General features: G+C 32.9%; 24 protein-coding genes. 10 read left to right on the forward strand and 14 right to left on the reverse strand.

Annotated features, from left to right (window positions below; genetic code table 11):
- Window positions 1–17: 17 nt before the first annotated feature.
- Complete coding sequence (locus tag QYS47_RS09860) at window positions 18–515, forward strand: hypothetical protein (protein WP_322345833.1); 498 nt, start codon at window positions 18–20, stop codon at window positions 513–515.
- The gene (locus QYS47_RS09865; protein WP_322345835.1) at window positions 512–1081 is read left to right on the forward strand and encodes a pyridoxamine 5'-phosphate oxidase family protein; all 570 of its coding nucleotides are present in this window, start codon (window positions 512–514) and stop codon (window positions 1079–1081) included. Before QYS47_RS09860 ends, QYS47_RS09865 begins: the two co-directional genes overlap by 4 nt.
- Before the next feature lie 3 nt (window positions 1082–1084).
- On the opposite strand, the gene arfB is transcribed toward QYS47_RS09865, so the two are convergent.
- Entirely contained in the window at window positions 1085–1495 is a 411-nt protein-coding gene (arfB, locus tag QYS47_RS09870; RefSeq protein WP_302125440.1) for an alternative ribosome rescue aminoacyl-tRNA hydrolase ArfB, read from the reverse strand.
- A 147-nt stretch (window positions 1496–1642) separates the two neighbouring features.
- Between arfB and QYS47_RS09875 the strand changes: the two genes are divergently transcribed.
- Window positions 1643–3625 carry an OmpA family protein gene (locus QYS47_RS09875; RefSeq protein WP_322345837.1) on the forward strand — a complete coding sequence of 661 codons (1983 nt, stop codon included), beginning with the start codon at window positions 1643–1645 and terminating at the stop codon, window positions 3623–3625.
- Here QYS47_RS09875 and QYS47_RS09880 read toward each other — a convergent pair.
- Both QYS47_RS09880 and QYS47_RS09885 read right to left on the reverse strand, forming a co-directional pair.
- Window positions 3622–4119: a GreA/GreB family elongation factor gene (locus QYS47_RS09880; protein ID WP_302125429.1), complete on the reverse strand. Its 498-nt coding sequence runs from the start codon at window positions 4117–4119 to the stop codon at window positions 3622–3624. The genes QYS47_RS09875 and QYS47_RS09880 overlap by 4 nt on opposite strands.
- Before the next feature lie 38 nt (window positions 4120–4157).
- Window positions 4158–4649 carry a peptide-methionine (S)-S-oxide reductase gene (locus QYS47_RS09885; RefSeq protein ID WP_302125427.1) on the reverse strand — a complete coding sequence of 164 codons (492 nt, stop codon included), beginning with the start codon at window positions 4647–4649 and terminating at the stop codon, window positions 4158–4160.
- Between the two features lie 71 nt (window positions 4650–4720).
- On the opposite strand from QYS47_RS09885, the gene QYS47_RS09890 reads away from it, so the two are divergent.
- Window positions 4721–5188: a nucleoside triphosphate pyrophosphohydrolase family protein gene (locus QYS47_RS09890; protein ID WP_302125425.1), complete on the forward strand. Its 468-nt coding sequence runs from the start codon at window positions 4721–4723 to the stop codon at window positions 5186–5188.
- Between the two features lie 446 nt (window positions 5189–5634).
- On the opposite strand, the gene QYS47_RS09895 is transcribed toward QYS47_RS09890, so the two are convergent.
- Complete coding sequence (locus QYS47_RS09895; RefSeq protein ID WP_322345839.1) at window positions 5635–6039, reverse strand: hypothetical protein; 405 nt, start codon at window positions 6037–6039, stop codon at window positions 5635–5637.
- Between the two features lie 650 nt (window positions 6040–6689).
- Between QYS47_RS09895 and QYS47_RS09900 the strand changes: the two genes are divergently transcribed.
- Window positions 6690–6944: a hypothetical protein gene (locus tag QYS47_RS09900; RefSeq protein WP_302125421.1), complete on the forward strand. Its 255-nt coding sequence runs from the start codon at window positions 6690–6692 to the stop codon at window positions 6942–6944.
- 85 nt (window positions 6945–7029) lie between these two features.
- Here the strand turns inward: QYS47_RS09900 and QYS47_RS09905 are convergent, their stop codons facing one another.
- Both QYS47_RS09905 and QYS47_RS09910 read right to left on the reverse strand, forming a co-directional pair.
- Complete coding sequence (locus QYS47_RS09905) at window positions 7030–9063, reverse strand: glutamine--tRNA ligase/YqeY domain fusion protein (protein WP_322345842.1); 2034 nt, start codon at window positions 9061–9063, stop codon at window positions 7030–7032.
- 75 nt (window positions 9064–9138) lie between these two features.
- Window positions 9139–10287, reverse strand: coding sequence for a lycopene cyclase family protein (locus QYS47_RS09910; RefSeq protein ID WP_322345844.1), 1149 nt, complete (start codon window positions 10285–10287; stop codon window positions 9139–9141).
- 219 nt (window positions 10288–10506) lie between these two features.
- Between QYS47_RS09910 and QYS47_RS09915 the strand changes: the two genes are divergently transcribed.
- Together QYS47_RS09915 and QYS47_RS09920 are read left to right on the forward strand one after the other, a co-directional pair.
- Window positions 10507–11826 carry a serine hydrolase domain-containing protein gene (locus QYS47_RS09915; protein ID WP_322345846.1) on the forward strand — a complete coding sequence of 440 codons (1320 nt, stop codon included), beginning with the start codon at window positions 10507–10509 and terminating at the stop codon, window positions 11824–11826.
- Window positions 11827–11897: 71 nt separating this feature from the next.
- The gene (locus QYS47_RS09920) at window positions 11898–13934 is read left to right on the forward strand and encodes a carboxy terminal-processing peptidase (RefSeq protein WP_322345848.1); all 2037 of its coding nucleotides are present in this window, start codon (window positions 11898–11900) and stop codon (window positions 13932–13934) included.
- Window positions 13935–14154: 220 nt separating this feature from the next.
- Here the strand turns inward: QYS47_RS09920 and QYS47_RS09925 are convergent, their stop codons facing one another.
- Window positions 14155–14496: a phage holin family protein gene (locus QYS47_RS09925; RefSeq protein WP_302125402.1), complete on the reverse strand. Its 342-nt coding sequence runs from the start codon at window positions 14494–14496 to the stop codon at window positions 14155–14157.
- Window positions 14497–14575: 79 nt separating this feature from the next.
- Window positions 14576–15157, reverse strand: a complete 582-nt coding sequence (locus tag QYS47_RS09930; protein ID WP_322345851.1) for a hypothetical protein — start codon at window positions 15155–15157, stop codon at window positions 14576–14578.
- A gap of 296 nt (window positions 15158–15453) precedes the next feature.
- Here QYS47_RS09930 and QYS47_RS09935 point away from each other — a divergent pair, with 296 nt between their 5' ends.
- The gene (locus tag QYS47_RS09935) at window positions 15454–16215 is read left to right on the forward strand and encodes a porin family protein (protein WP_322345852.1); all 762 of its coding nucleotides are present in this window, start codon (window positions 15454–15456) and stop codon (window positions 16213–16215) included.
- 38 nt (window positions 16216–16253) lie between these two features.
- Here QYS47_RS09935 and QYS47_RS09940 read toward each other — a convergent pair whose 3' ends face one another.
- Entirely contained in the window at window positions 16254–16703 is a 450-nt protein-coding gene (locus QYS47_RS09940; protein WP_322345854.1) for a TlpA family protein disulfide reductase, read from the reverse strand.
- Window positions 16704–17860: 1157 nt separating this feature from the next.
- On the opposite strand from QYS47_RS09940, the gene greB reads away from it, so the two are divergent.
- On the forward strand, window positions 17861–18394 hold the full coding sequence (gene greB, locus QYS47_RS09945) for a transcription elongation factor GreB (RefSeq protein WP_322345855.1): 534 nt from the start codon (window positions 17861–17863) through the stop codon (window positions 18392–18394).
- A 22-nt stretch (window positions 18395–18416) separates the two neighbouring features.
- Here greB and QYS47_RS09950 read toward each other — a convergent pair whose 3' ends face one another.
- The 5 genes from QYS47_RS09950 to QYS47_RS09970 form a co-directional block, all read right to left on the reverse strand.
- Window positions 18417–18950 (reverse strand): GNAT family N-acetyltransferase, encoded by a 534-nt coding sequence (locus tag QYS47_RS09950; protein ID WP_302125391.1) that lies wholly within the window; start codon window positions 18948–18950, stop codon window positions 18417–18419.
- 414 nt (window positions 18951–19364) lie between these two features.
- Entirely contained in the window at window positions 19365–19799 is a 435-nt protein-coding gene (locus tag QYS47_RS09955; RefSeq protein ID WP_302125388.1) for a type II toxin-antitoxin system VapC family toxin, read from the reverse strand.
- 3 nt (window positions 19800–19802) lie between these two features.
- Window positions 19803–20192: a hypothetical protein gene (locus QYS47_RS09960; RefSeq protein WP_322345857.1), complete on the reverse strand. Its 390-nt coding sequence runs from the start codon at window positions 20190–20192 to the stop codon at window positions 19803–19805.
- On the reverse strand, window positions 20189–21607 hold the full coding sequence (locus QYS47_RS09965) for a hypothetical protein (RefSeq protein ID WP_322345859.1): 1419 nt from the start codon (window positions 21605–21607) through the stop codon (window positions 20189–20191). Before QYS47_RS09965 ends, QYS47_RS09960 begins: the two co-directional genes overlap by 4 nt.
- Before the next feature lies 1 nt (window position 21608).
- Entirely contained in the window at window positions 21609–22853 is a 1245-nt protein-coding gene (locus tag QYS47_RS09970) for a hypothetical protein (protein ID WP_322345861.1), read from the reverse strand.
- 508 nt (window positions 22854–23361) lie between these two features.
- Here QYS47_RS09970 and QYS47_RS17535 point away from each other — a divergent pair.
- Window positions 23362–23586 (forward strand): helix-turn-helix domain-containing protein, encoded by a 225-nt coding sequence (locus tag QYS47_RS17535; protein ID WP_407660331.1) that lies wholly within the window; start codon window positions 23362–23364, stop codon window positions 23584–23586.
- The last annotated feature ends 1 nt before the right edge of the window (window position 23587 follow it).

Raw genomic sequence — 23587 nt, forward strand, 5'->3', positions numbered from 1 at the left:
AATAGGAAAAATAATAGATGAAAACTGAAAAAACTCTTCAACTAAAACCTAAGCATTTCAAAAACCACGTCTTTTCAAGGGAATTTGAATCTTACTATACAGAAGAACAAATCTGGCAATGGCTAAACAACCCAAAGACCTTTACTGATCATCAAATATGGCCTTTTCGAGTAGAGTTTCTTAAAGATGCTTCCCAAGAACATGAATTTGAACCTGGTGTATTAAACACTCACCATGGCCCCTTGTTGTCATTAGCAGGTGAAATAGGAGAGGTAAATGCACATTACAGAGATTTAAAATATTATTACGGTAGTTATGTGTTTTCATTTAGATTCATTCGTCCTTACCGATTAGAGTTTTTTACTGAAGATATAGAGGATAAACGAATCGTTACAGTTCAGCTTAGTAGTTTTGTAAAACCATCATTTTATAAATTATGGAGCTGGATGCAAGGCTTATTTTGGGCAAATTTCGGAAAATGGATGAATAAAAATATTAAGAAACGTTTGAAATGAGTTTAATAAATTCTGAATCAACACTTGATGAAATAAATGAAACGGTATTAAATCTTTTGAACCGAGCGGGTAACGATCCAAAATCAGCATATAGGTACATTGTGTTTAATACCATTTCAGAAGACTTTCCTAATACAAGATATGTAGTGTTAAGGAAATTCGATAAAAAAGAGTTAGAGCTTTATGTTTATACCGATTATCGTTCGGGTAAAGTTCATGAAATAGAAGCTAATCCTAGGGTTTCAATACTTGCTTATGATAAACAAAAAAAGCTTCAACTTAAATTAAAGACGCATGCTAAACTGCATTATAAGGATGAGGTATCCAATCATCATTGGAACTCAATTATTTCAGGAAAGGAATCTTATAATACTAAGTTGAACCCGGGTAAACCAATTGAAAGCCTAACTGAAGGACATAAATTGAAGCCTGAGATTGATGATAAACATTTTACTGTTATTATACTAAAACTTCAATTAATGGAAGTATTGCAATTAAATAAAGAAGGACATATTAGAGCTAAATTTGATTTTGAGAATAGTGACCAATCTTTTTTAGTGCCTTAATAATTATAGTTCAGGATTCTTTCTCAGTTTTTTCTTTTCGGAATGTAGTTTCTTAGACTTTAATCTTTTTTTCTGGGCAGCTTTGGTTGGCTTGGTCTTCTTTCTAACTTTTGGCTTTTCAAATGCCTTTTTTAATAACCTCTCCAGCTTTTTAAATGCAATTTCCTTATTTTTTAGTTGAGATCTTTTTGCTTCAGCTGTAATAATTAATTCACCATTTTTATTTAATTTATTCGATAGCTTTTGTTTTATCAATTCCTTTTGATGGTTATCTAGAGATTGGGAGGTTTTAATGTTGAATTTCAGCATCACTTTGGTTTCTACCTTATTCACATTCTGTCCTCCCTTACCGCTGCTACGTGAAGTTATTATTTCAATTTCTTTCTTTATGTCGCTAAAATTTAGATTATTCATACATTCATTTGTCTGTCAAAAAATATTATTGGTCTAATAAGTATCGATTTATATCTATATTATTTACTGAATTTCAATAATTTAGGTAGTTTTGTTTCATGTAATAATTTAATCTTTTATATTCGTATAGATCAATCTTAATACTGAATGATGAGAATTTATAAAATTTCCATTATTTCAACCAGCATTTTTTTATTGAACTTAAGTTTAGTATTTGCCCAAGAAATAATTAAAACTAATCTTTCTGACTCAATAAATACTATTTACACAGAATCAAAACCCATGATTTCTGCAGATGGTAATTATCTGTTTTTTGCCAGACAAAATTCACCTGATAATTTTATGGGTGTTGATGACGACCAGGATATTTATGTGAGCAAATATGGTTTAAGAGGATGGGAAAAAGCCATTAACATTGGCGAACCACTTAATAATGAATATCCTAATGGAGTAGTTTCAGTATCCCCAACTGCAAATTCATTATTCTTACTCGATGCCTATGATAACTCTAAAAAGGAGGAAGGTATAGCGGTTAGTCATTTAACAGACAGTGGATGGACAGTACCTAAGAAAGTGGTCATTAAAGATTTCTATAACAAAAGTTCTTATATCGATTATTTCTTTAGTACTAGTGGTAAGGAATTACTTATTGCTGTAGATCGTAATGATAGTTATGGTGATCAAGATTTGTATGTTAGTAAAAAGGATAAAGATGGTAATTGGTCTACTCCTATAAATTTAGGAGAACAGATTAATACCAAAAGACCTGAATTTTCTCCCTTTCTGGCAGCGGATAATAAAACTTTATTTTTTGCCTCTATGGGACATGAAAACTACGGGAATGCCGATATTTTTTATTCTAAAAGATTAGACTCTACCTGGACAAATTGGTCAGAACCACAGAATCTAGGACCTGATGTTAATAGTGAAGGATTTGAAGCCTATTATACCATTCCCGCTAATGGATCAATTGGTTATTATGTTAGTGCAGAGGGCGGAAGAGAAGGTAGCAGAGATATATATTCCATCACCATACCCTATCAGTTTCGACCAGATCCTGTAATCCTACTTAAGGGTCAATTTCTTTCTGAAAATAATAGTTCAGATAGCATTGAATATAATGTAAACTTTTTGACAACAAGTGCTTCAGAATCTGAGGTTAATATAGATTATGAGTCGAATCACTTTAATGCTATTCTACCTACTGGTGCATCCTATTTCTTTTATGTAAATAAGTCAAATGTCATAAGCGAGAGTCATTATATTGATCTAACTAACCAAAAGGAATATATGATTGAAACAGCGGATATTCATACAGTTCCGGTTCAGGAAGGAGAATCTTTCACAAGTCATAATATTCAATTTGAAAAGGAAGGTTCTGAATTTGTAATGTCAACTTATTTTGAACTAGTCAGATTATTAGAAGATTTCAAGCAATATGTGGGATTACAATTTGAATTGACTGGACATGCACATGATTTTGAGGATAGTTTACAAAACTTAGAGTTATCAAAAGAAAGATTAGAGAAGATACGGGAATTTTATGTTCAGCAAGATTTTAATGAAGATCAATTCATACTAACACCTAAAGGGGATGTTGAGCTTAATCAAGATGATTATAAGAAACATATCAATTCCATATTTAATGTTAATAATAGAATAGATTTTAAAATTATTAGTACGAATTGGGCAGAGGAAGTCAAATTGGCAATGCTTAGTGAAAATACCATTTCAAGCCTGAGTAGCGGCAGCAGCGCTTCAAAAGCAGGAATTAATCAGTCCGAATCAGAAGATATAGTGATTAAAAACTATTCAGTACTATTTGATTTTGATGATGTAGTAATTGATGAAAATCAGAAATCATTAATGGAATTGAATGAGAATTTGAAAAAGGGCTATATTAAGGGTTTTGTGCTTACAGGGCATACTTGCAATGTTGGAGATGAAAACTACAATAGAATCTTATCTGAAAAGAGAGCTGAAAGTTTAAAAAACTGGCTTATAAAGCATGGAGTTAAATCTGAAAACATTTCAATAGAACCAAAAGGAGAGTTAAACCCAATTGCTGACAATTCTAGTATTGATGGTAGAAAATTAAATAGGAGAGTAGAGGTTCAGATTAGAAATTAATATTCAATATTAAGAATTTCGATTTCTTTGGTTTCTTTACCCAATTGAAAGCTGGTTGTATCACCTTTTTGTTTACCAGTTAAGGCTTGTGCAATTGGTGAGAAGAATGCAATCTTTTGCTGTTTTACATCTGCTTCATCAGCTCCTACAATTTGGAAATTCTGAATTTGATTATTCATTTTAAATTTTATGAGGGCTCCAAATCTGACCTCATGAGGATTTTGGTTGTCATTTATAATGACTTTGGCAGAATTTATTCTTTCTTCTAGAAGCTTTAGTTTTCCATTTATTTCCAGCTGTGATTTTCGTCTGTCAGATTCTTTTTCTATTTTCTTTAATTGCTCCTTTTCTAACTCCAATAATTCTTTTTCTTTCAATAGCGCTTCTTTACCTGCTGGAGTCACATAATTAGATTCCCCTGTAGGCAGTGGTGCTCTGGGGGGTATAAATGGAGCTTCCTCCTGATCATCTTCTTTAACAAATGCTCTACTCATAATTTCATTTCTTTAGTAATTAATACGGAAATGAGAATTTATGATTCAGGAATGGATGAATTTTGCTTTAACCATTCTAATTTTGGATGAATATAGGTTTTACAAAAAGGCTTATCCGGATTGTTTTTATAGTAATTTAAATAGTTATCCGTATTTAATTTGAACTCATTAAATACTAGAGTTTTTGTGATTAATTCTTGCTGGAATTTGATCTTCAGTTCATTTAAACACTGATCAGCTGTAAGCTTATCTGTTTCATGAAAGTAATAAATAGCTGATCTATATTTAGATCGCATAATATGTTGAGAAGTTGCACTATGAGTGTTTAAGTGTATGTAAATGAGCTCTTTTAGGGATATTATGGACTTTTTGTAATGTACAATAACAGCCTCCGAAAATGAATGATAGGGATATTTAGATTTTATCCATCCTTGTTCGACTTTTTCTACTCTCTTTAAAGATTGAAATACTGCTTCAATACACCAATGGCAACCACCTCCAAATCCTATTTTATCTATAGTATTATCCAAAGTGAAATTTCAACAGGAATTATATATATTTAATTTCCTAAAATTAAAAATTCACTTTTAAAACCTAAAATATGAAAGAAGCACAAGCGCTGAATTTTGTAAGTAAATTTCATAAAACATTTAACCATCCCATATTATCTGATCCTCAAATTCCACCCCAAAAGAGAGCTGAATTGCGTCTGAATCTTTTAAAGGAGGAACTAAAAGAATTAGAAGAAGCGGTTGAAAATCAAGATGTTGTTGAAGCTGCAGATGCTTTATGTGATTTGCAATATGTTTTAGCGGGTGCAATTCTTGAGTTTGGGATGGGAGATAAGTTTGCAGAATTATTTGAGGAAGTTCAAAGGTCAAATATGAGTAAAGTATGTACTTCAGAGGCCGAAGCGCAAGCAACAGTCAATCATTACCAATCACAAAATCAGGATGCTTTTTATGAGAAAAAAGATGACTTTTATTTAGTGTTCAGAAAGAATGATCACAAAACATTAAAATCAATTAATTATTCTGAAGTTGATTTGAAAAGTATATTAGAAAAATAAATGTAAGATATGGATTAATCTGGTCAGAACTGAAGGTCTGACAGAAATTATTTTAGGTCTGACTGTCGTCTGACCATATGAATCAGCATTAAGGTCAGCACCAAAGGTCTGACTGTCGTCTGACCAAGATGAGTCAGGCATTAAGGTCAGTACCAAAGGTCTGACCTTTTGTTTCTTTTATAGCATAAAGAATTCAACTATCGTCTGTTCGTTTGCACAGTTTTTCAGCAATTTTGGAATCAGTTTTAGGTCTGACTGTCGTTTGACCATATGAATCTGCATTAAGGTCAGCACCAAAGGTCTGACTATCGTCTGACCATATGAATCTGCATTAAGGTCAGTACCAAATGTCTGACTGTCGTCTGACCAAGATGAGTTAACATTAAGGTCTGTACCAAAGGTCTTACTATCGTCTGATCAAGATGAGTAAGGCACTAAGGTCTGTATCAAAGGTCAGACCTTTTATCATTTTCTTGATATAGTTCAGGTAATAGATCTTCATTGATGATGGAATATGAATCATTGTAAAATGATCCTGCGTCTAAATCAAGTAATTCATAAGCAAGTTTGAAATTACAAAGTGTGCCATTCCTTAAACCCATATAATCCTTAAATGATGAGTATTCCCAATCTTCCATTTTATTAACTATACCAGCTTTTAGAGGATTTTGATGAATATAATTAAAACAAATAAAGGGATAATCACTTTTTGAATTTTCTAATTCTTTAAACTTTGTTTTTTGCCTAAACAAAGAGCCTGATCGACTGTGTTTTTTATTAAAATCATTAGCATAAGAACTATTCAACAATCTGAAACCATTTTTTAATGCTTGTGAGTTTATATTTCCCAATTTAACGGGTTTAATTGAATCCTCAGTCGTGGAAATTAAAAAGTGATAATGATTTGGCATAAGGCAATAACATATAATATTTGAAATGGACCCGATATTTATTCTCACTTTATTTAGGAAGTTTATATAATCTCGATGGTCTCTAAAAATCGTTTCCTTATTGTTACCTTGATTATATACATGATAAAGTTGGTTGGTTGAAATTTTCATGCTTTAATATAATATCTTCCTAATAATAAATTGATTTAAACTCTTTTTTTTGAGGTTAGCTTTTACCAAAGGTCCGACTGTCGTCTGACCAAGATGAGTAAGGCACCAAAGGTCCGACTTTCGTCTGACCAAGTTAACTCAAACACAAGGGCTGGTGCCTAAGGTCTAACTATCGTCTGACCAAGATGAGTAAGGCACTAAGGTCAGTACCAAAGGTCTGACCTTTTGTTTCTTTCATAGCATAAAGTATTGAACTATTTTCTGTTCGTTTGCACAGTTTTTCAGGAATGTTTTAATCAGTATTAGGTCTGTCTATCGTCTGACCAGGTTAGGTTTGCTTTTACCAAAGGTCTGACCTTTTATCTTTTTTATCAATTATTGAGGATTAAGCCTATAAACAACTTATTTAATTTTTTGGTTATAATACAAATACTAGAAATATGACTAAGGAAGAAGTAATCGAGGCAATAAAGGATATTCCAATTGATAGTAAAATTCAGGTTATTTTAAAATCTGGTGCTATACACGAGGCAAGGTTGTCCAGTCATAAGGTTGATAAAATTCCTGAAAAGAAATACGAAACAGTTACAGTTCCTGAACTACCACCTGCATTATTGATAAATGGACATATTCGACAAGGTAATTATAGAATTGAAGTCGAAGATATAGTCAAAATAGCATGGGTTGACCATTAAACTATTATCAGTAGAAATTTTAATATAAAAAAAGGCGGTTTGAATCATTTCAAACCGCCTTTTAACTTTTATCACTTAGCTATTGCTATTGTATTGTATTTGCTTCTTCCTTTAATAGATCGTTATCATCTTCTAGGCCAGCTTGAATGAATTCGTTGATTGCATCATTTCTTTCTAAGCCTTTATTCAATAACACACCTAAAGCAATAGTAACTCCAATTCTCGTACCTACTTTCTTTTTAGCAGTACCAAATAATGGTTCTAATTCTTCATAGCTTATATCCTCTGCAAGCTTTACAATGCTGTTTCTAGCAGTCTCTAATTTATTACCTGACAGATTAGTGTATTTTTTACTGATCTTCTGTAATTCATTAATTGGACTTCTTCCACCACCTTTTGCTGGCGCCTGATTCTGTTTTGGAGCTTGGTTTTGGTCTTTTGATTGACTCTTAGCCCATGAATCTTTTAGTCCTACTGTTTTATTGAATATGAGATGATCCTTCGAAGAATCTTTGTCTAAAGTAAAATAGCCAACTCTCTGAAATTGAAATTTATCATCCATACTTGAGCTAGCCAAAAATGGCTCTAAATAGGCTTCTTTAGTGATTTTTAAGGAATCTGGGTTAATAAATTCCATAAAGCTTTTTTGTCCATGTGCATCAGGTGCTTCATCAAGAAATAATCTGTCATATTCTCTGACTTCTGCCTTAACAGCATGTTCAATTGAAACCCAATGCAGGGTTCCTTTTACTTTTCGCATACTTGCTTCTGTTCCACTTCCAGAACGTGAATCTAAATCAGCAGTACAATAAATAGTGGTGATGTTACCGTTTTCATCCTTGTCAACAGATTCACCCTTTATGATATATGCATTTTTCAATCTTACTTCTTTACCTAAAGTAAGTCTAAAATATTTATTGCCTGCTTCTTCTTTAAAGTCATCTTTTTCTATGTATAGCTCTCGTGAAAAAGGGACCTCATGAACACCAGAATTCTCCATTTCAGGATTATTCTCAGCTTCAAGCATTTCTGTTTTTCCCTCAGGATAATTTGTGATAACTAATTTAACAGGATCTAAAACCGCCATTGCTCGCGTTGCTTTTTTGTTTAAATCCTCTCTAATCGCATATTCTAATAAGGATACATCCGTAACGCTATCTCTTTTAGAAATACCTGAGATCTCACTGAATTTTCTGATGGATTCAGGTGTATAACCTCTTCTTCTTAATCCTGAAATAGTAGGCATACGAGGATCATCCCAACCTGCTACAGTCTTGCTCTGAACTAGTTCTAATAATTTACGCTTACTCATTACCGTATAGCTTAAATTACGTCTGGCAAATTCTCTTTGCTTAGGTCTTAATTTGTTCTCATCATAAATTTGATCTAAGAACCAGTCATACAATTCTCTGTGTGATTTGAATTCAAGTGTACAAAGGGAATGCGAAACTTGTTCGATATAATCAGACTGACCATGCGCCCAGTCATACATAGGGTATATGCACCAATCTGTACCCGTTCTATGGTGAGCCTTATTTATAATTCTGTACATTAAAGGATCACGCATTAACATATTAGGAGAAGCCATGTCAATTTTAGCTCTTAATACATAAGAACCAGCTTCAAACTCTCCATTTTTCATTTTCTCGAATAACTCAAGATTTTCTTCTACCGGTCGGTCTCTATGCGGAGAAGGCTTACCAGGCTCAGTAGGTGTTCCTTTTTGCTCTGCTATTAATTCAGGAGATTGTCCGTCAATATAGGCTTTTCCTTTTTTAATCAATTCTACAGCCCAATCATATAGCTCTTGAAAGTAATCAGATGTGTAGCATTCTTTTGCCCATTCAAAACCTAACCATTCAATATCACTTTTAATGGAGTCCACAAACTCTTGCTCTTCTTTGCTTGGGTTAGTATCGTCAAACCTCAGATTTACAGGTGATTGATAATCTTCACCTAATCCAAAATTTAGGCATATTGAGGCTGCGTGTCCGATGTGTAGGTAACCATTTGGCTCAGGAGGAAATCTAAAACGCAGGACATTTTTATCCATTCCTGATTTTAAATCTTCTGAAATGATTTGTTCTATAAAATTGAGTGAATCTGATCCTTCTTTCATGATTGTTAATTTGAGATGCAAAATTAGCTTAAAAGCATTCATTTGCAATAGGAGATAAGCTCTATTTCTCCGATATTATTTCACTAATTCTTCAGCTACAGCTTTTATAAAAGGCCATTTTGGTACTGTATTCATAATTCTAAGGTCTTCTAAGAGATTAGTTTCCTCATTCAGGAATTTAAGAAGTTGCGGTAGCTTATTTTTCTTATATAAATTTCCAAATACCTGATGACCACTGCTTTTGGAAGTGTGCAATACGTTAATTAAAACCTCATCATAAAATTTAAACTTAACAGAGCTATTAATAGCAAAATCATCTTTATTTGATTTTAAGCTTTTAATGATCTGTTGTATATGTTGATAATTTCTCACAAATGAATAGCCCGTACTAGGTTTAACAGTGCCCGCTAAAGTACCAATCGGAACTATACTTTTTGACCTTTGTGAAAAGCTGGCATTGGTCATCGGAATTTTATTAAATTCTATTTCTTCAATTTCATATTCGGTGATTCCAAGATTATTTCGGATATAGTCAATTAAGGCATTTTTATAATCTTCTTCTGACCACAACTGAGCAGAAAACAAAGTATATTCCACCATTGCTTCATATTGCGAATCAGGCAAAATGTATGCAAAGCTTAATCCCTTGATTTCCTCAGCCACATTCATATCCATATAAGTGATGACTTTGGGATCGAAAGCAATTTCTTTAGTTTTGATCTTCCAACCATAGAAATGCTGCCATATAAAATGCTTTTTAGGGTTTTGGATTGATTTTAATTCATCAGGATAGAAATAGGATTTGAAAAAATACTCACTATAATCATAGCTTGATTCCTGTGTGGTGACTATTTTTTGCTTTGAATCCTCAGAAAGTATAACGTCTTGAATAAAAGTAACTTGAGGGTACTCCTTTAATTCTTTTTTAATGAAGTCATAATAGTCTAATCCTTCAATTTTATAATATCGGTAAGGAGATAAATCTTGCACTAAATCAAAGTCAGTTCCTTTTACTTGTGCTTTATTCCATGATTGCTTGATTGGTAGTTCTGTAATCCACATTTCAGGTTGAGCCCAGAAGCACCAAGTACGGTCATTGGCTTCTTTTTTATCCGCATCAATTATTAATAATTGCTTATCATCCAGTATGTTATGCTTCGCCATTTGCCAGGCTAAAGTAAGTCCGGATAAGCCAGCACCTCCTATAATGTAATCGTATTTCATGTGATCAATAACCGTATCAGATTCAAGATTGATTAGCTTAAATTTAAAATTAAGCTTATTGTTATAAGAATATCGAATTCAACGGAATTATTTTGAAAATCACTGGTTAACCCTTATCGCGGAATATGTATGTTATTCTGCTATATTGTTGTATATTTGAGCTTTTAAAGCAATATTAACGCTTGTAAATTCATAAAAAGAACCAAGTCTATTATTAAATTGAGGAAGAGTACATTAATAATTGCCATTGTTTTAGGCGTAACCGCGATTAGTTTTGCTTTTTACACTACCACTGAAGTTGCCTTCACTAGATCCATAGATGAGGGGAATCAGAGTCAATTAAATTACATTAATTTTAATGTGGTTGCTCCAGCACCCGAAATGGACTCAGTCGAGTTTAATCCTGAATTTGATCAAACCATACATAAGTTTTTGGATAGATGGGATATTAAGGGTGCTTCTGTTGCTGTAATGAAGGACAATAAACTGATTTATTCAAAAGGCTACGGTTATACTAATATAGATACTAAAGAACCTACAGATACAAAACATTTATTTAGGATTGCAAGTGCCTCTAAATTAATAACCGCTATTACCATCATGAAAATGGTGGATGATGGCATTATTGATTTAGATGATAATGTATTCGGTAAAAAAGGAATCTTATCTCATTATGATGAGATGAAAGACTCTAATCATAAAAAAGTAAAAGTAAAGCATTTGTTAAACCATAAAGGTGGATGGAGTTGGAGAGATGGTGATTTTATGTTTCAAGCTGCTAAGATCAAAAGAATAATGAATCTGCAAGGGCCACCTTCAGAGGATGATATAATCGAATTCGTTTTAAAGCATAGAAGATTAAGATATAAACCAGGAACACAATATGCTTATTCCAATTTTGGATATATGCTGTTGGGAAAAATAATAGAGCAAAAAACAGGGACTTCATACGAGAACTATGTGAATCATAATATTTTAGAGCCTAATGGCATCTATGGTATGCGGATTTCAGGGAATTATGAATGGGAGAGAAGACCATTTGAAGTTCACTACTATAATCACCCTGGAGCTTATAAATTCGAATCATTCGATGGGAATTATGAGTCTGTAAATAAACCTTATGGCGGTAGTGATATCAATACTTTAGGCGCTGCAGGCGGATGGATTGCAAATGCATCCCAGCTTGCTAAGCTTGTTACCTTAGTGGATCCGAATAATGCCTATCAACTGCTGTCGGATGAGAGTAGATCCATGATGGTTGCGGGAAATTCCTATAAAGATGCATATGGATGGAAAGGGGCTAAAGGTGAAAATTTTTGGCGTACAGGAACATTAGCTGGCTCTGCTTGTTTTATTAACAGAAAAGATAATGGTTATACTTATGTAGTCATTCTCAATTCTAGTGTATGGATGGGACATAAATTCAATCGTTATATCAAGTGGATGATGGATAAAGCGATTTGGAAATTGGAGAATCATGATAGAAATCTATTTTACCAAAATCCAACGGCTTCAAGCATACTGCCAATGGCTTTATAACCGCTTATCAAATTCAGTAAAATAAATTGAAAATTTTCCGTTCAAGTATTTTGAACTACAATATTTACAGCATGAAAAAAATATTCATTTATATTTTAATTGGCTTATTTAGTGTTAATGCATTTGCGCAAAAAGAGAAATCTTCGAAGCTTAGCCCTAATCAAAGCCAATCAATGGAGGCTCGTTTAGTAGCCGGATTATTAACTCAGTATCATTATGAAAAGATTGCAATTGATGATGATCTATCACGAATCATTTTTGATGAATATCTTTCTTCACTTGATGTAAACAAGCATTATTTCCTTAAAGAAGACTTAGAAGGATTTCAGAAATATAGAGAACGTTTGGATGACCACATCAAGTTAGGTTATTTATTACCTCCTTTTGAAATCTTTAATGTTTTTAGAGAGCGTTTTTTTGAAAGAATGGACTATGTCGAAAACGAATTATCATTTGATTTTGACTATACTAAAGATGAATATTTAACAGTAAATCCAGATTCTCTCCATTATGCTGCTTCAGTTGAGGAATTAAACGACAGATGGAGAAGATTAATGAAAAGCCAGGCCATAGACTATAAGCTTGATGATAAAGCGGATTCCACTATAGAAAGATTATTAAAAGAAAGATATAGTAGATTAAAACAAACCATAGGGGAGTATGAAGGGCGAGATGTCTTCCAGTTATACATGAATACTTTTGCAGAAAGCTTTGATCCTCACAGTAGTTACTTTTCACCTATCACATCTGAAAACTTTAAAATTAGAATGAGCCAATCCTTAGAAGGAATTGGTGCCACCCTAACTACAGATGGGAATTATACTAGAGTGGCTTCAGTAGTACCAGGTGGACCTGCCTTTGAAAGCAAATTAATTAATACGGATGATAAAATATTAGCGGTAGCACAAGGTATTGAAGGTGAATTTGTGGATATCACCGGTTGGAGATTAGATGATGTTGTTCAAAAAATTAGAGGTCCGAAGGGAACAGTTGTTCGTTTAAAAATTATTGAAGCGGGTACTCCAATTTCTACTGGCGTTCCTCAAGAAATCACGATCGTTAGAGATAAAATCAAATTAGATAATCAAGTTCCGTATGCTGAGGTAAAAGAGGTTTATCGTGATGGAAACCAATACAATGTAGGCATTATTACTATTCCTTCCTTTTACTTGAATTTTGAAGCCATGCGTAACGGTGAGGAAGATTATGGTAGTACCACAAGAGACGTTAAAGCGATTCTTGATACTATTAAATCACAAGTAGATGGAATTGTAATTGATTTAAGATCAAATGGTGGTGGATCTTTACAAGAAGCTATAGAATTAAGTGGCTTATTTATTAAGGAAGGACCTGTTGTGCAGATTCGTGAATCAGATGGGAGTATTGAGTTAGGCGAAGATGAAGATGAAGAAATATATTATGATGGTCCTTTAACGGTTTTAACCAACAGATTCAGTGCTTCTGCTTCAGAAATCTTCTCAGGAGCAATTCAAGATTATAAAAGAGGTGTAATCATTGGAGAGAATACTTTTGGGAAAGGAACGGTTCAAAACTTAATCTCTTTAAATCAATTTGTGCCTAAAGTTCAAGATACATTAGGTCAGGTAAAATTAACTTTAGCAAAATACTATAGAGTAAATGGTAGCAGTACACAACATAAAGGGGTGTCACCTGATATTAAAATGCCATCACCTTATGCTGCTAAAACCTTTGGTGAAAGCTCATACGAACGTGCTCTAGAATGGGATCAAATAGAAAGCTCTAATTATCAGACTACCAAACACATAAATGATGATATACTGACGAAACTAAATGCCAAACACGAGAAAAGATTAGAGGAAGAGCCATATTTGAAAACACTTAAAAATGACGTTAAAGAAGCGGTTAGCCAACAAAGTATGTATAGAATCAGCTTAAATATTGAGCAAAGAAAAGCTGAAAACGAAAAAGCTCTGGAGAGGCAAAACGCAGCTAACGAATTAAGCGAGAAAATATCTGCAGATCCTGAATTGGTGAATAAAATCAATACGGATGGCGAAATAAAAGATCCTTATTTGAGAGAAGGAGTTGTAGTGCTAGCAGACCTCATTGCATTAGGAATTGGTTAAAATGTTGAAGGTAAGAAGTTTTAGGGTGTAGGTTTAAGTAAGGATTCAGATATCACTTAGGTCTGACCGAAGGTCAGAACCAATAGCAATTAGCACAGAAAGAATAATAATTTGGTCAGTACCAAAGGTCAGAACCATTAGCAATTTGGTCAGTACCGAAGGTCGGACCAAAAATAAAGCCCGATAATAGACCTTACCTAAAACTCTTTACTACTATTTATCAAAAAAGTGACTGTAAAATCGCATTCAGAACCGATAGGATGATGCTAAAGAAGAAAGCCCACCAGAAACTTTTTACCACGAATCCCTTCAATATTTTATCCACCAACATGATCATTAATGCATTGATTACCAGTAGGAAAAGGCCTAAAGTAATAATCGTAATCGGGATGGTGAAAAATACCAATATAGGCTTGACGACTGCATTAACGATTCCTAAAATGATCGCCACCATAATAGCCTGACCAAAGCTTTCTAGCTTAATGCCAGATAATAATTTAGCACTTAAAAACACTGCAACAGCCGATAATAATAAACGAATTATAAATTCTGTTAAGTCCATAGCTTATATTTATTGGATGAGCACTGAAGTTAGAAAATTAATTTCAAGCTACCAATAAAGCTATATTTTGAAACTGTATTTATTGGCGCTCCGCCTTAAAAGCAGCTTCAATAGTATACGTTTTACCTTCTGAATTTTCAACTCCTTCAATAAATAAACGTCCTTCAACTATATCAGAAGTGACGCTTACAATTTCAGCATAATTATTTGCACCATCAGGATAGGAGGAATGACTAATTTCTCTATTCGTTGATATTTGTAATAGCGGATAGGCATATAATACACCACCACCATTGGTATCATTTAAATCAATGATATTATACTTTTCAGCAAATAGTTCGATATTTTCAGCCGCAGATTCAGGATATTCTAAGAAAAAACGTAATTGTAAAGATGCGCTAAAATCATCACTTATAATGGCAACGGTATATTCATCCAGCATATTGTCAGGATCAAAACCTACGCCTAGAAAAGTGTTGGTTTCTTCTATGGTCGCATTCCCTGTAAATGAATCACTTACCTCTCCATATACGATTACCTTTCCTTCACCATCAGATAAGTCAGCCAAATTTACAGAATCGTTGGTATTTAAATTTTCTACTTCATCACAGCCCAGCATAATAGGGAAGAGGATGGCCAAAATTATTACTATTCTTTTCATGATTATATTTTTTCATGAAATACTGAAAGAAATTAGGCTAATACAAATAATTCAATCGAAAATCTTTGTCATTAAAATTAATGAGCCCCTGATTATCAATGCTTTACGTTTCATTATTTGTTGAGTAATCAACTGATTTTCATACTTTTTCAACTACATATTTATAAAATCAACTCAATATTATGTTAAGTTGAGGATGAAAACTAGAGATTAATCAAGCCTATTTACCGCACAAATAGTGAAGAGTAACCATAGTAAACAAGCCTCGTGTTCATAGTATAACAAATGGACTTTTTATGATTTTGAGAGGATTAACTTTTTTATTGATAGTAACATTGACAAGTTTCAGTGCCAAGGCACAGTTTGACTTAACTCTGGAATCAGGCGCTGCTTTTAATGGTTATAATGATGTGCGTTATGCAAATGCGGAAGGCAATAAAGGAGATCTATTTTCACTTACTGATGATTTTGAGGTGAATCAACCCGTCATTTATGCTAGGATAGAGGCTAATTTCAGGTTTTTGGATCGTAATATCATAGAATTAACTGCCGCACCTTTGGCGTTTGATTACACAAAAACAAGTACTGAGAATATCGTATTCGGTGCTCATACTTACGGACTAAGTAATGATGAAGTCTCAGGGTGTTATGAATTCAATACCTATAGAGCCAGTTATCGCTATCAATTTATAGATTCTGATCAATGGTATTTATCGGCTGGAGCTACCGTATTAATTCGGGATGCTCGAATTGCATTGTCAGAAAGTAATCTAGAGGATGAAACCACAGACTTAGGCGTAGTACCGCTGCTTAGTTTTAATTTAAAACACTATACCTCAGACAATTTCCATCTATTGTTAAAAGGTGATGCTTTAGTAGGAACTGTTGGCCGAGCTGAAGATATATTGATTGGTGGCGAGTATCAATTCGGTGATTCAAATCTAAGCGCTCGTGCAGGCTATAGAATTATTGAAGGCGGTGCTGACATCGCACAAGTCTATAATTTCTCCTTAATTCATTTTGCTTCGGTAGGCTTGCAGTATAGTTTTCTTAGATAGGGCATTACAATTAAAAGTCTTAGGTTTTAGGGCTATTATTATGCTTCATTACAAAGCGCATCAAGCGCATACATCAATCTGTTTTGAGCTCCTAATTGCGAGCCGAAAATGGAGCGATACAAATTCCCATCAGCTGTAATTAAAAGCCATTGCGGGGTACCTTCAGCATTAAACTGATCGTACACTTTGTGTTCCTGATCAAGATAAATAGGGAAGGGTAATTCCCCGCTGGTGAATATGCTCTTTATATCTTCCTCTGTAACAGGGAGTTTGTTGAAAATAGAGTGAATGCCAATTACTTGAAGATTGTCATATTCCTGCTGATATTCATAGGCTAGAGGAATTGCACGACCCGTACATCCCAAACATTGGTTATTATAAATGATGATTAAAAGCTGTTTTCCCGCATACTTATCCATCAAGTTAAGCTCCTGATTATCAAAATCTTGTACTCTTATAGAGGGAATAGGGGCGATTGCTGTTTCCATGCCTGATATTTGTATTGAGATGCAAATTTAGCTATTTCAGAATACACAAACTCAATATTGCTAGCATTTAGTTCAGGCTTGCAATATTTTCTAATATGGCAGATTCGATGAGCCTGTAAAAAATCTGTGCTTCAAATATTATGTTAAGTTAAATGGATTTATGAAAATCTCTTATGTAAGTGGAATTGGTTTGATTGTGAGCTGTATTCTATAATGAAAACAAAACTGATCGTTTATAAATGAATTGTAGAGCCTTTAAAAATTAGACCTATTATAATGCGCTATTTTCTTATAGAGATTTTAAACTCCACATCTGTACTATGTATCGCAAAATAGAGCGCTGAGTTTAGATGATTTATGAAGGAATAAATTTATAGCCGAAATAGAGTGGCTAAAATATAGCGGACTTTACCATTGGCCATACATTCAAAAATAAAGCAGCAGAAATTAAATGTTTATAGATCCATTGGTTTTACTTGAAGATTCTAAGGTGACTAGCGCTTCGCTAGAGGTAATCCTTATTCGGAAAATGATAAGATAGGTCGGAATTAAAAAACATAACTTAACATAATATAAATTATATAACCTTTGTCTATAACAAAAGGATGCGATGTGTATATTTAGATTTTGATGCTTTAATAAAATATGGACCAGTGCATTAAAAAAACAAGAAACTATCAGTTTAGTGCAGTAAAAAAAGCATTTATTGAATAACAGAGAATTTATTGTGAATCTTGATCCTTCCTATACTTAATATAAGCCCTAGTAGATTCGCTAAAAAAAATTAAAATAGCTGAAAGCCTCAACCCGTACACAAATCCTTGGGAAACTTCATTTTCAATTTCAAACGAACTTACAAAAACAAAAAATAGAAATACATTTCCTATAAGAGATGCCAGTTTACCAAGAGTTTCCATTTATAGCTTAATTTCCTAAAAATTTAAACAATTTCTTCCAACTAGAGAAATTGTAGGAAGTAATAATATGAATTGATACGATATGATATGAAACTATACATTTAAATTAAATAGTCCATTGAAGTATAAATCATTTTATACTCAGGACAGAGAAAATTTTTATTCTTTATCCCTGATTGCTCAGGATATTATTCCTCAATCTATTAATTTTCGACTGCGCTATAATAAGGACATCTAAACATGAGACGTAAAATTCCGGAATCTACACTGCCTAAATTGAATCGATCGCAAATGATTACTGCTGAAGGATTACAAAAGTTGCGGGATGAGTTGGATCATTTGTGGAAAGTTGAACGTCCAGAGACTACGGCCAAGGTTTCATGGGCCGCCAGTTTAGGCGACCGATCAGAAAATGCGGATTATCATTATAATAAAAAACGCTTACGTGAAATTGATAGCCGTGTTCGTTATCTGCGCAAATGCATTGATAACTTTAAAGTCATTCATTATCACCCTTCTCAGGAAGGCAAAGTAATGTTTGGCGCCTGGGTGGAAGTTGAGAATATGGATAGAGGACTAAAAAGACGATTCCGTATTGTGGGATATGAAGAGATTATTGGTAATAAAGATTATATTTCGATGGACTCTCCTCTTGCAAAAGCGCTTTTAAACAAAACTGAAGGCGATGAAGTCGTGGTTAAAACGCCTGCCGGTGAATTTAAATGGCAAATACTTAAGATTGACTACGAACAAACTGATACTGCTGATTCCTAAATCATCGGTTTTTTGCTTTCTGTCATAGCTTATTTTTAAATTCATCAAATGACAATTCATACAATTTCACTGGATGATCCGCTATGGGTACTTCAATATTTCCCACATGACTAAAGCCGACTTTTTCTAAAACTTTGCTTGAGCCTAGGTTATCTAAATTCGTGATTGCACAGACTTTACTGAGCCCATAAGTGCTAAAGGCTAATTCTACCATTTTTTGACCTGCTGCAGTAGCATAGCCCATCCCCTCATAGCGTTCTAAAATGGCGTATCCAATATCAACCCCATTTATTCCTTCTCTATCATGTATACTACAAGTTCCAATCTCCGCTTTTGTTTCACTATCCATAATGATATGGTTGACAAAAAAGCCTTTTTGATTTAAATCAGGATGCATTTTGGCTAGTATATACTGCCTGGCATCCGCTTCGGATTTAATCCCCCTATCCCCGATTTTGGCCAGAAATTTAGCGCTGGTCATCAGTTCAAATAATAAGGGCGCATCTTCTGGTGCTACGGGTCTTATAGTAATTGCTTTTAAGGCTTTGATATTCACTGGCTACTGGGTTTAAGGAATACTTTATATTTAATAAAAGTAGTGAAAAAAATTAGCAGAATAATTGAGATGAATTCAGCTATTATATACTTAATGATAATTTTGTGTCATTGCTAAGCTTATCTCTCTCCCATTGCTTTGGCCTAAATTAAATTTTCAGAGCCATATTTAAAAATAGGCACTGCATCTAAATCAGTTAAGAATTCAATCTTCGATTGCTGCTCACTTCTTTTAACAATAAGTGGATTTTGAGCTAGAGTACTTATGGATTGAAGTAATAAGAAGGATATAAAAATTAATCTGATTTAGATCATTGTAAATGATTTTCTATCCACAGGATAAGATTTGACTTAACTTTATCATGCAATTAGTTTACATTACTACTATCATGGCATCAACGAGGGGCAATTCTGGTTAACCAATTACATTAGATATTAATTGGGAGTTCTGTGAAAATTTATGTATTTCGTGATCAGAACTTAATATGGTGTCGCAGTCATATGTAATAGCTGAAGCAACAATCATACGATCATGTTCTTTGATTGTATTTTCATCCTCTAAAGCAATATAGTTCATCAATATTTCCTTATCTAATTCAACTATTCTGCAATTATCCTCTTCATAAAGTTGCTTTATTAATGTTTGGAAAGAAGTTAAACTGCTTTGATCGTATTCCAAGTTATGCCATATTTCTATGATTGAGATTGAACAAACAAACAATATATGTGATCCAGAATTAAGACCTTCAGTAATAATCCGCTTTGATTCACTCTTTAGATTATAGTTTTTATTCTTAATTTTTATACCCCAATAACGGATTAAGGCATTAGTGTCAATCATTACTCTCATTTGTTATATCATTTCTGCTTTGTGGTATGAGTTTGAAAAGAAGGTTAAAATTTCAGAAAGATTTTTATTTTCAATATCAAGGTCTTCATAAGACTCTTCAATTAACAGGTAAATGAAATTTTCATCAAATCCCTCTAGACTTCCACATAACTCCCCTCCTACTAGATCGACTGTATCATATAATGTTTCTAGATTGAAAACGTTCTCTCTTTTTAAACGAATTGAATCTGCTTTCTCAAATGCAAGATGTAGCGGTAAAATTATTCTTAGATCATCCCAGGTTTGGGCCCTTTCAAATAGGGCTTTGAAATCTTCATCTGCATTATCTTCTTTAAAATTTAGCAGTTGATCAATAGAAGGTTTTGTAATTGTATAATTTAAGTATTTGTTCATTTAATATTCAATTTAGATTTACCTAAAGCATCCTCCATCGGACTTTTTTCACGATTTAGAAAATTATCAGAAGTTATATTTTCCTGAGGCATTGTCTTTTTCTTATCAATTAAATTGCTAACAAATGTTTGATCTATTTTTTCCCTATCGCTAGTAGTTAATTCATTCAAAGCTATATGAGCAAATTTTAATATTCTGGCAGCATTAAATTTCGAGATTTTAGCTATCAAATCAATAGCATCTTCAGTGAAGGGAGATAATACTTCTAAGTCAACTATGTTTTTTTCAATTCTATAGTAGTTTAAATACACCTCCATTAATGCTCTAATATCTTGTTTTTTGATATCATCAAAGGCAACAACATGAGGTGATTCCATAAGATCATCGGAAGGAAGTGGGCTTCTGGCATTTAAGCCTGCTTTTTCCCAACCCTCCAACAACAATCGTTGAGTACCAGGATGGATTGTAAGTAATAGAATAAAAAAACCATGTATGGCCCCTTGGAGGTTACTTTCTAATAAGTTCTGCCTGATTTCATATGCAAATTCGATTCTTTCCGAAGGTTTTTGATAATCTACAATTTTTTCAAATTCATCTAGCAGTATATAAGAGCCATTAAAATCAGCAGCCAAAAAGATCCTAACCAGTTCATCAAATAATATTCTATTCAATTCCTTCTTCTTCCAGCTATCAGGTTTATTTACGGTAGTCTCAAAGACTGTCCTTGATGCTTCGCTGGACATGTATGAAAGCGATGATGCTAATTCATGGTGTACACCGAGATCAATTAGATATTTTTTTAGTTGTGTATTGAATTTTGAAAAATCTACCTTATTATTTAATAAAAAATTATTGTCTAGTAAGTTTCGAAAATCTGCCTCTGTATTTAAATCATCTAAAAAACTGGTATCGAAGTCATTTCCGTTCTTAAGTACTTTATATCTCAGTGTAATTAAACAGTCCTCGAAAATATTTTTTTTACAAATCTCTGTAATAATTAACTCAGATAATTGCCAAAATTTTGAGGTTTGCCCTGCTTTAGCTTTTATATAGACAGAAAAAGTTTTATTTAAGGAATTACTAGTTGAATCACCAAAATCTTGATTTATATCTTTATCAATATTAACTAAGAATGCAGATTTACCATTTCCTCTACCGGTAAATGAAGATTCTAGTAAATATCCTATTCTATCGTGGTCACCAGTAAGTGGTTTTTTTAAAAAATTTTTATGAAATTTGTCTAATTCATTCTTTCTAATTTCTCTATTGAAAATCTCTCCGTTTCTTTTAGGGTCTTCGGATTCTGGTTCAATAAATGGATTATATGGAAATGGATTTTCTTTCAAATTTAATTTGCCAAATCTATCAGCAATCTCCTTTACTTCCGCTTTTGGTTTTCTTAAAAATTTATTCATTTTAACGTATTTTAATACCAATAATATTTTTTGGAATATTATTTATTAATATCGGATATCTTTTTGATGTAACAAAAGTCCTTTCTTCTGGAGCTCTGTCAACTTCTAAAGATATTTTAAAGTTTTTGATTTGTTCGCTAATTGATTCTTCGTAAGCAATTCCAAGGAACTTAGTAAAATCTAATTCAGATAATTGGAGCTTAAAGCAAACAATATCTCTTAGATCTTGTACAGATATGAAAAAATTGTTTTTTATTTTTCTCAATTCCACATAATTTTCCCATAATGTTTGCACAAAGTTATCTTTAATATTATTCCATTTAGGTTCAAGTCTTATTAAATACTCTTTATTCAAGGTATTTGCCATCACTCTTAATTCTTTTTGGTTTTCTATATTAGCAGGAATAACTTTAGCTAATGGATATATTACCATACAATTAATTTCAGGAAAGAACTCTGAAAAATTAAGGAGTTTTAATTCCTTTGCTCTTCTAATCCAGATATCAAATGAAGTTCTTTCGAAAGTTTCGCCAAAAAATAAATTTATAAAGTAGCTGTAAGTTATACTCTTAACTTCCCGAGTAACATTAATATTTGATGTTCTACCATTCATCTTGTCGAGAAAAACTTGCAGTCCATTAAGCAACTTATAATAGATCTCATTATGATTTATTTCAATGTTCATGTACTTTTTAACATCATTAAATGCACACCTTGAAAAATCTCTGCAATACTTTTCAAGTGACGAATTATCATACAACTGCCTAACAGTATATCCTAAGTACGATGGTGAGTATTTTGGGAAAACTACTAATCCATGATCTGAATTTGCTTGATATAAAAACTTAATAATTTGAGATATTCTACCAAAATGAGTTTCAAATTTTTGACAAATAACCACGTCTGCCTTATCCTGATCATTTTGAAATAGGTACAAAAGTCTCTCTCCAGTTTCGCTTAAAACGAAATTTTCATTTACTACTTTTATAAACTCAAATTGTATCGACTCCTTTATTACACTATTAAGTGCGTATTCAGAATTAAATTTTTCTTTACTTTCAATTGAACGGGCAATTTTGCTGAGTTCAGATTTTTTTGTTGCAGCATATTCGTAAATTTCTGAATATGAATTTCTACCCTCTTTTACGATATATAATAAAAAGTAATAAAAGTCGAGATGATAAAATCGTCTAACGCTTTTCAGGGTTAAATTTTCACGAAACAATGTAAATTCTTTTTTACTCATTTTTAATATTCAACATCTATTACTTATTATGATGAAATTAATGATTTATATTAAGAAATTTCAATTCTAATTGGAGATAAATATCTTGAGTTGGGGTATGTTTGACAGGCATATCTTTGTAGGTATTTAGTTAAAATTAATTTAATACTTCTAATCTAGTACTTTTAGATTATATATAAAAGCTCCCTTAGACCAATCAACTAAATTCTTAGATGAAAAATAGGACGATCTCCCCTATTCCGGCATTTATTTTTTAATCCACGCATAAAAAATTCTAACATAATTTCACGCATACATGCACATTAAATTAGAAGCACGCATATAATCTTGCTGTGATGAGAAACTTATGCGCACTTTAAAAATTTGATTCACGCATAATTTATTTTTTAAAATTAATATACGCATAATTTAATTTTGTAAAACACAAAAAAGCCATGCGTAAATATGGTTTTTGGCACAATGCTTGAATATTCTATTAGCATATGTTCAACTCTAAATTTAATGCTTTATGAAAACTAAAGAAATTAGTGCCAGGGTATTTCGATTCGTTCGAAAATACCACAAAATCAGCCAGCAACAACTGGCAATCAAACTCAATGTAAATCAGTCTACCATCTCCAAAGTAGAGCACGGAATTCATCTCCCCTCTGCCCAACTCTTGAAGCGCCTTGAGCAATTCATGAATAGCAGTATGCGAGAACTGGTAAGGCTATCCCGATTTGAATTAGCGTAGT

The organism is Marivirga arenosa, from assembly GCF_030503875.2.
GTDB classification, from domain to species: Bacteria; Bacteroidota; Bacteroidia; order Cytophagales; family Cyclobacteriaceae; genus Marivirga; species Marivirga arenosa.

Excerpts from the sequence above, each read along its gene's own strand:
- QYS47_RS09865 (WP_322345835.1), top strand. The coding sequence starts at position 512 with ATGAGTTTAATAAATTCTGAATCAACACTTGATGAAATAAATGAAACG.
- QYS47_RS09910 (WP_322345844.1), bottom strand. The coding sequence starts at position 10,287 with ATGAAATACGATTACATTATAGGAGGTGCTGGCTTATCCGGACTTACT.
- arfB (WP_302125440.1), bottom strand. The coding sequence starts at position 1,495 with ATGAATAATCTAAATTTTAGCGACATAAAGAAAGAAATTGAAATAATA.
- QYS47_RS09935 (WP_322345852.1), top strand. The coding sequence starts at position 15,454 with ATGATTTTGAGAGGATTAACTTTTTTATTGATAGTAACATTGACAAGT.
- QYS47_RS09970 (WP_322345861.1), bottom strand. The coding sequence starts at position 22,853 with ATGAGTAAAAAAGAATTTACATTGTTTCGTGAAAATTTAACCCTGAAA.
- QYS47_RS09955 (WP_302125388.1), bottom strand. The coding sequence starts at position 19,799 with ATGAGAGTAATGATTGACACTAATGCCTTAATCCGTTATTGGGGTATA.
- QYS47_RS09860 (WP_322345833.1), top strand. The coding sequence starts at position 18 with ATGAAAACTGAAAAAACTCTTCAACTAAAACCTAAGCATTTCAAAAAC.
- QYS47_RS09930 (WP_322345851.1), bottom strand. The coding sequence starts at position 15,157 with ATGAAAAGAATAGTAATAATTTTGGCCATCCTCTTCCCTATTATGCTG.
- QYS47_RS09905 (WP_322345842.1), bottom strand. The coding sequence starts at position 9,063 with ATGAAAGAAGGATCAGATTCACTCAATTTTATAGAACAAATCATTTCA.
- QYS47_RS09965 (WP_322345859.1), bottom strand. The coding sequence starts at position 21,607 with ATGAATAAATTTTTAAGAAAACCAAAAGCGGAAGTAAAGGAGATTGCT.
- QYS47_RS09890 (WP_302125425.1), top strand. The coding sequence starts at position 4,721 with ATGAAAGAAGCACAAGCGCTGAATTTTGTAAGTAAATTTCATAAAACA.
- QYS47_RS09900 (WP_302125421.1), top strand. The coding sequence starts at position 6,690 with ATGACTAAGGAAGAAGTAATCGAGGCAATAAAGGATATTCCAATTGAT.
- greB (WP_322345855.1), top strand. The coding sequence starts at position 17,861 with ATGAGACGTAAAATTCCGGAATCTACACTGCCTAAATTGAATCGATCG.
- QYS47_RS09875 (WP_322345837.1), top strand. The coding sequence starts at position 1,643 with ATGATGAGAATTTATAAAATTTCCATTATTTCAACCAGCATTTTTTTA.
- QYS47_RS09960 (WP_322345857.1), bottom strand. The coding sequence starts at position 20,192 with ATGAACAAATACTTAAATTATACAATTACAAAACCTTCTATTGATCAA.
- QYS47_RS09880 (WP_302125429.1), bottom strand. The coding sequence starts at position 4,119 with ATGAGTAGAGCATTTGTTAAAGAAGATGATCAGGAGGAAGCTCCATTT.
- QYS47_RS17535 (WP_407660331.1), top strand. The coding sequence starts at position 23,362 with ATGAAAACTAAAGAAATTAGTGCCAGGGTATTTCGATTCGTTCGAAAA.
- QYS47_RS09940 (WP_322345854.1), bottom strand. The coding sequence starts at position 16,703 with ATGGAAACAGCAATCGCCCCTATTCCCTCTATAAGAGTACAAGATTTT.
- QYS47_RS09925 (WP_302125402.1), bottom strand. The coding sequence starts at position 14,496 with ATGGACTTAACAGAATTTATAATTCGTTTATTATTATCGGCTGTTGCA.
- QYS47_RS09920 (WP_322345848.1), top strand. The coding sequence starts at position 11,898 with ATGAAAAAAATATTCATTTATATTTTAATTGGCTTATTTAGTGTTAAT.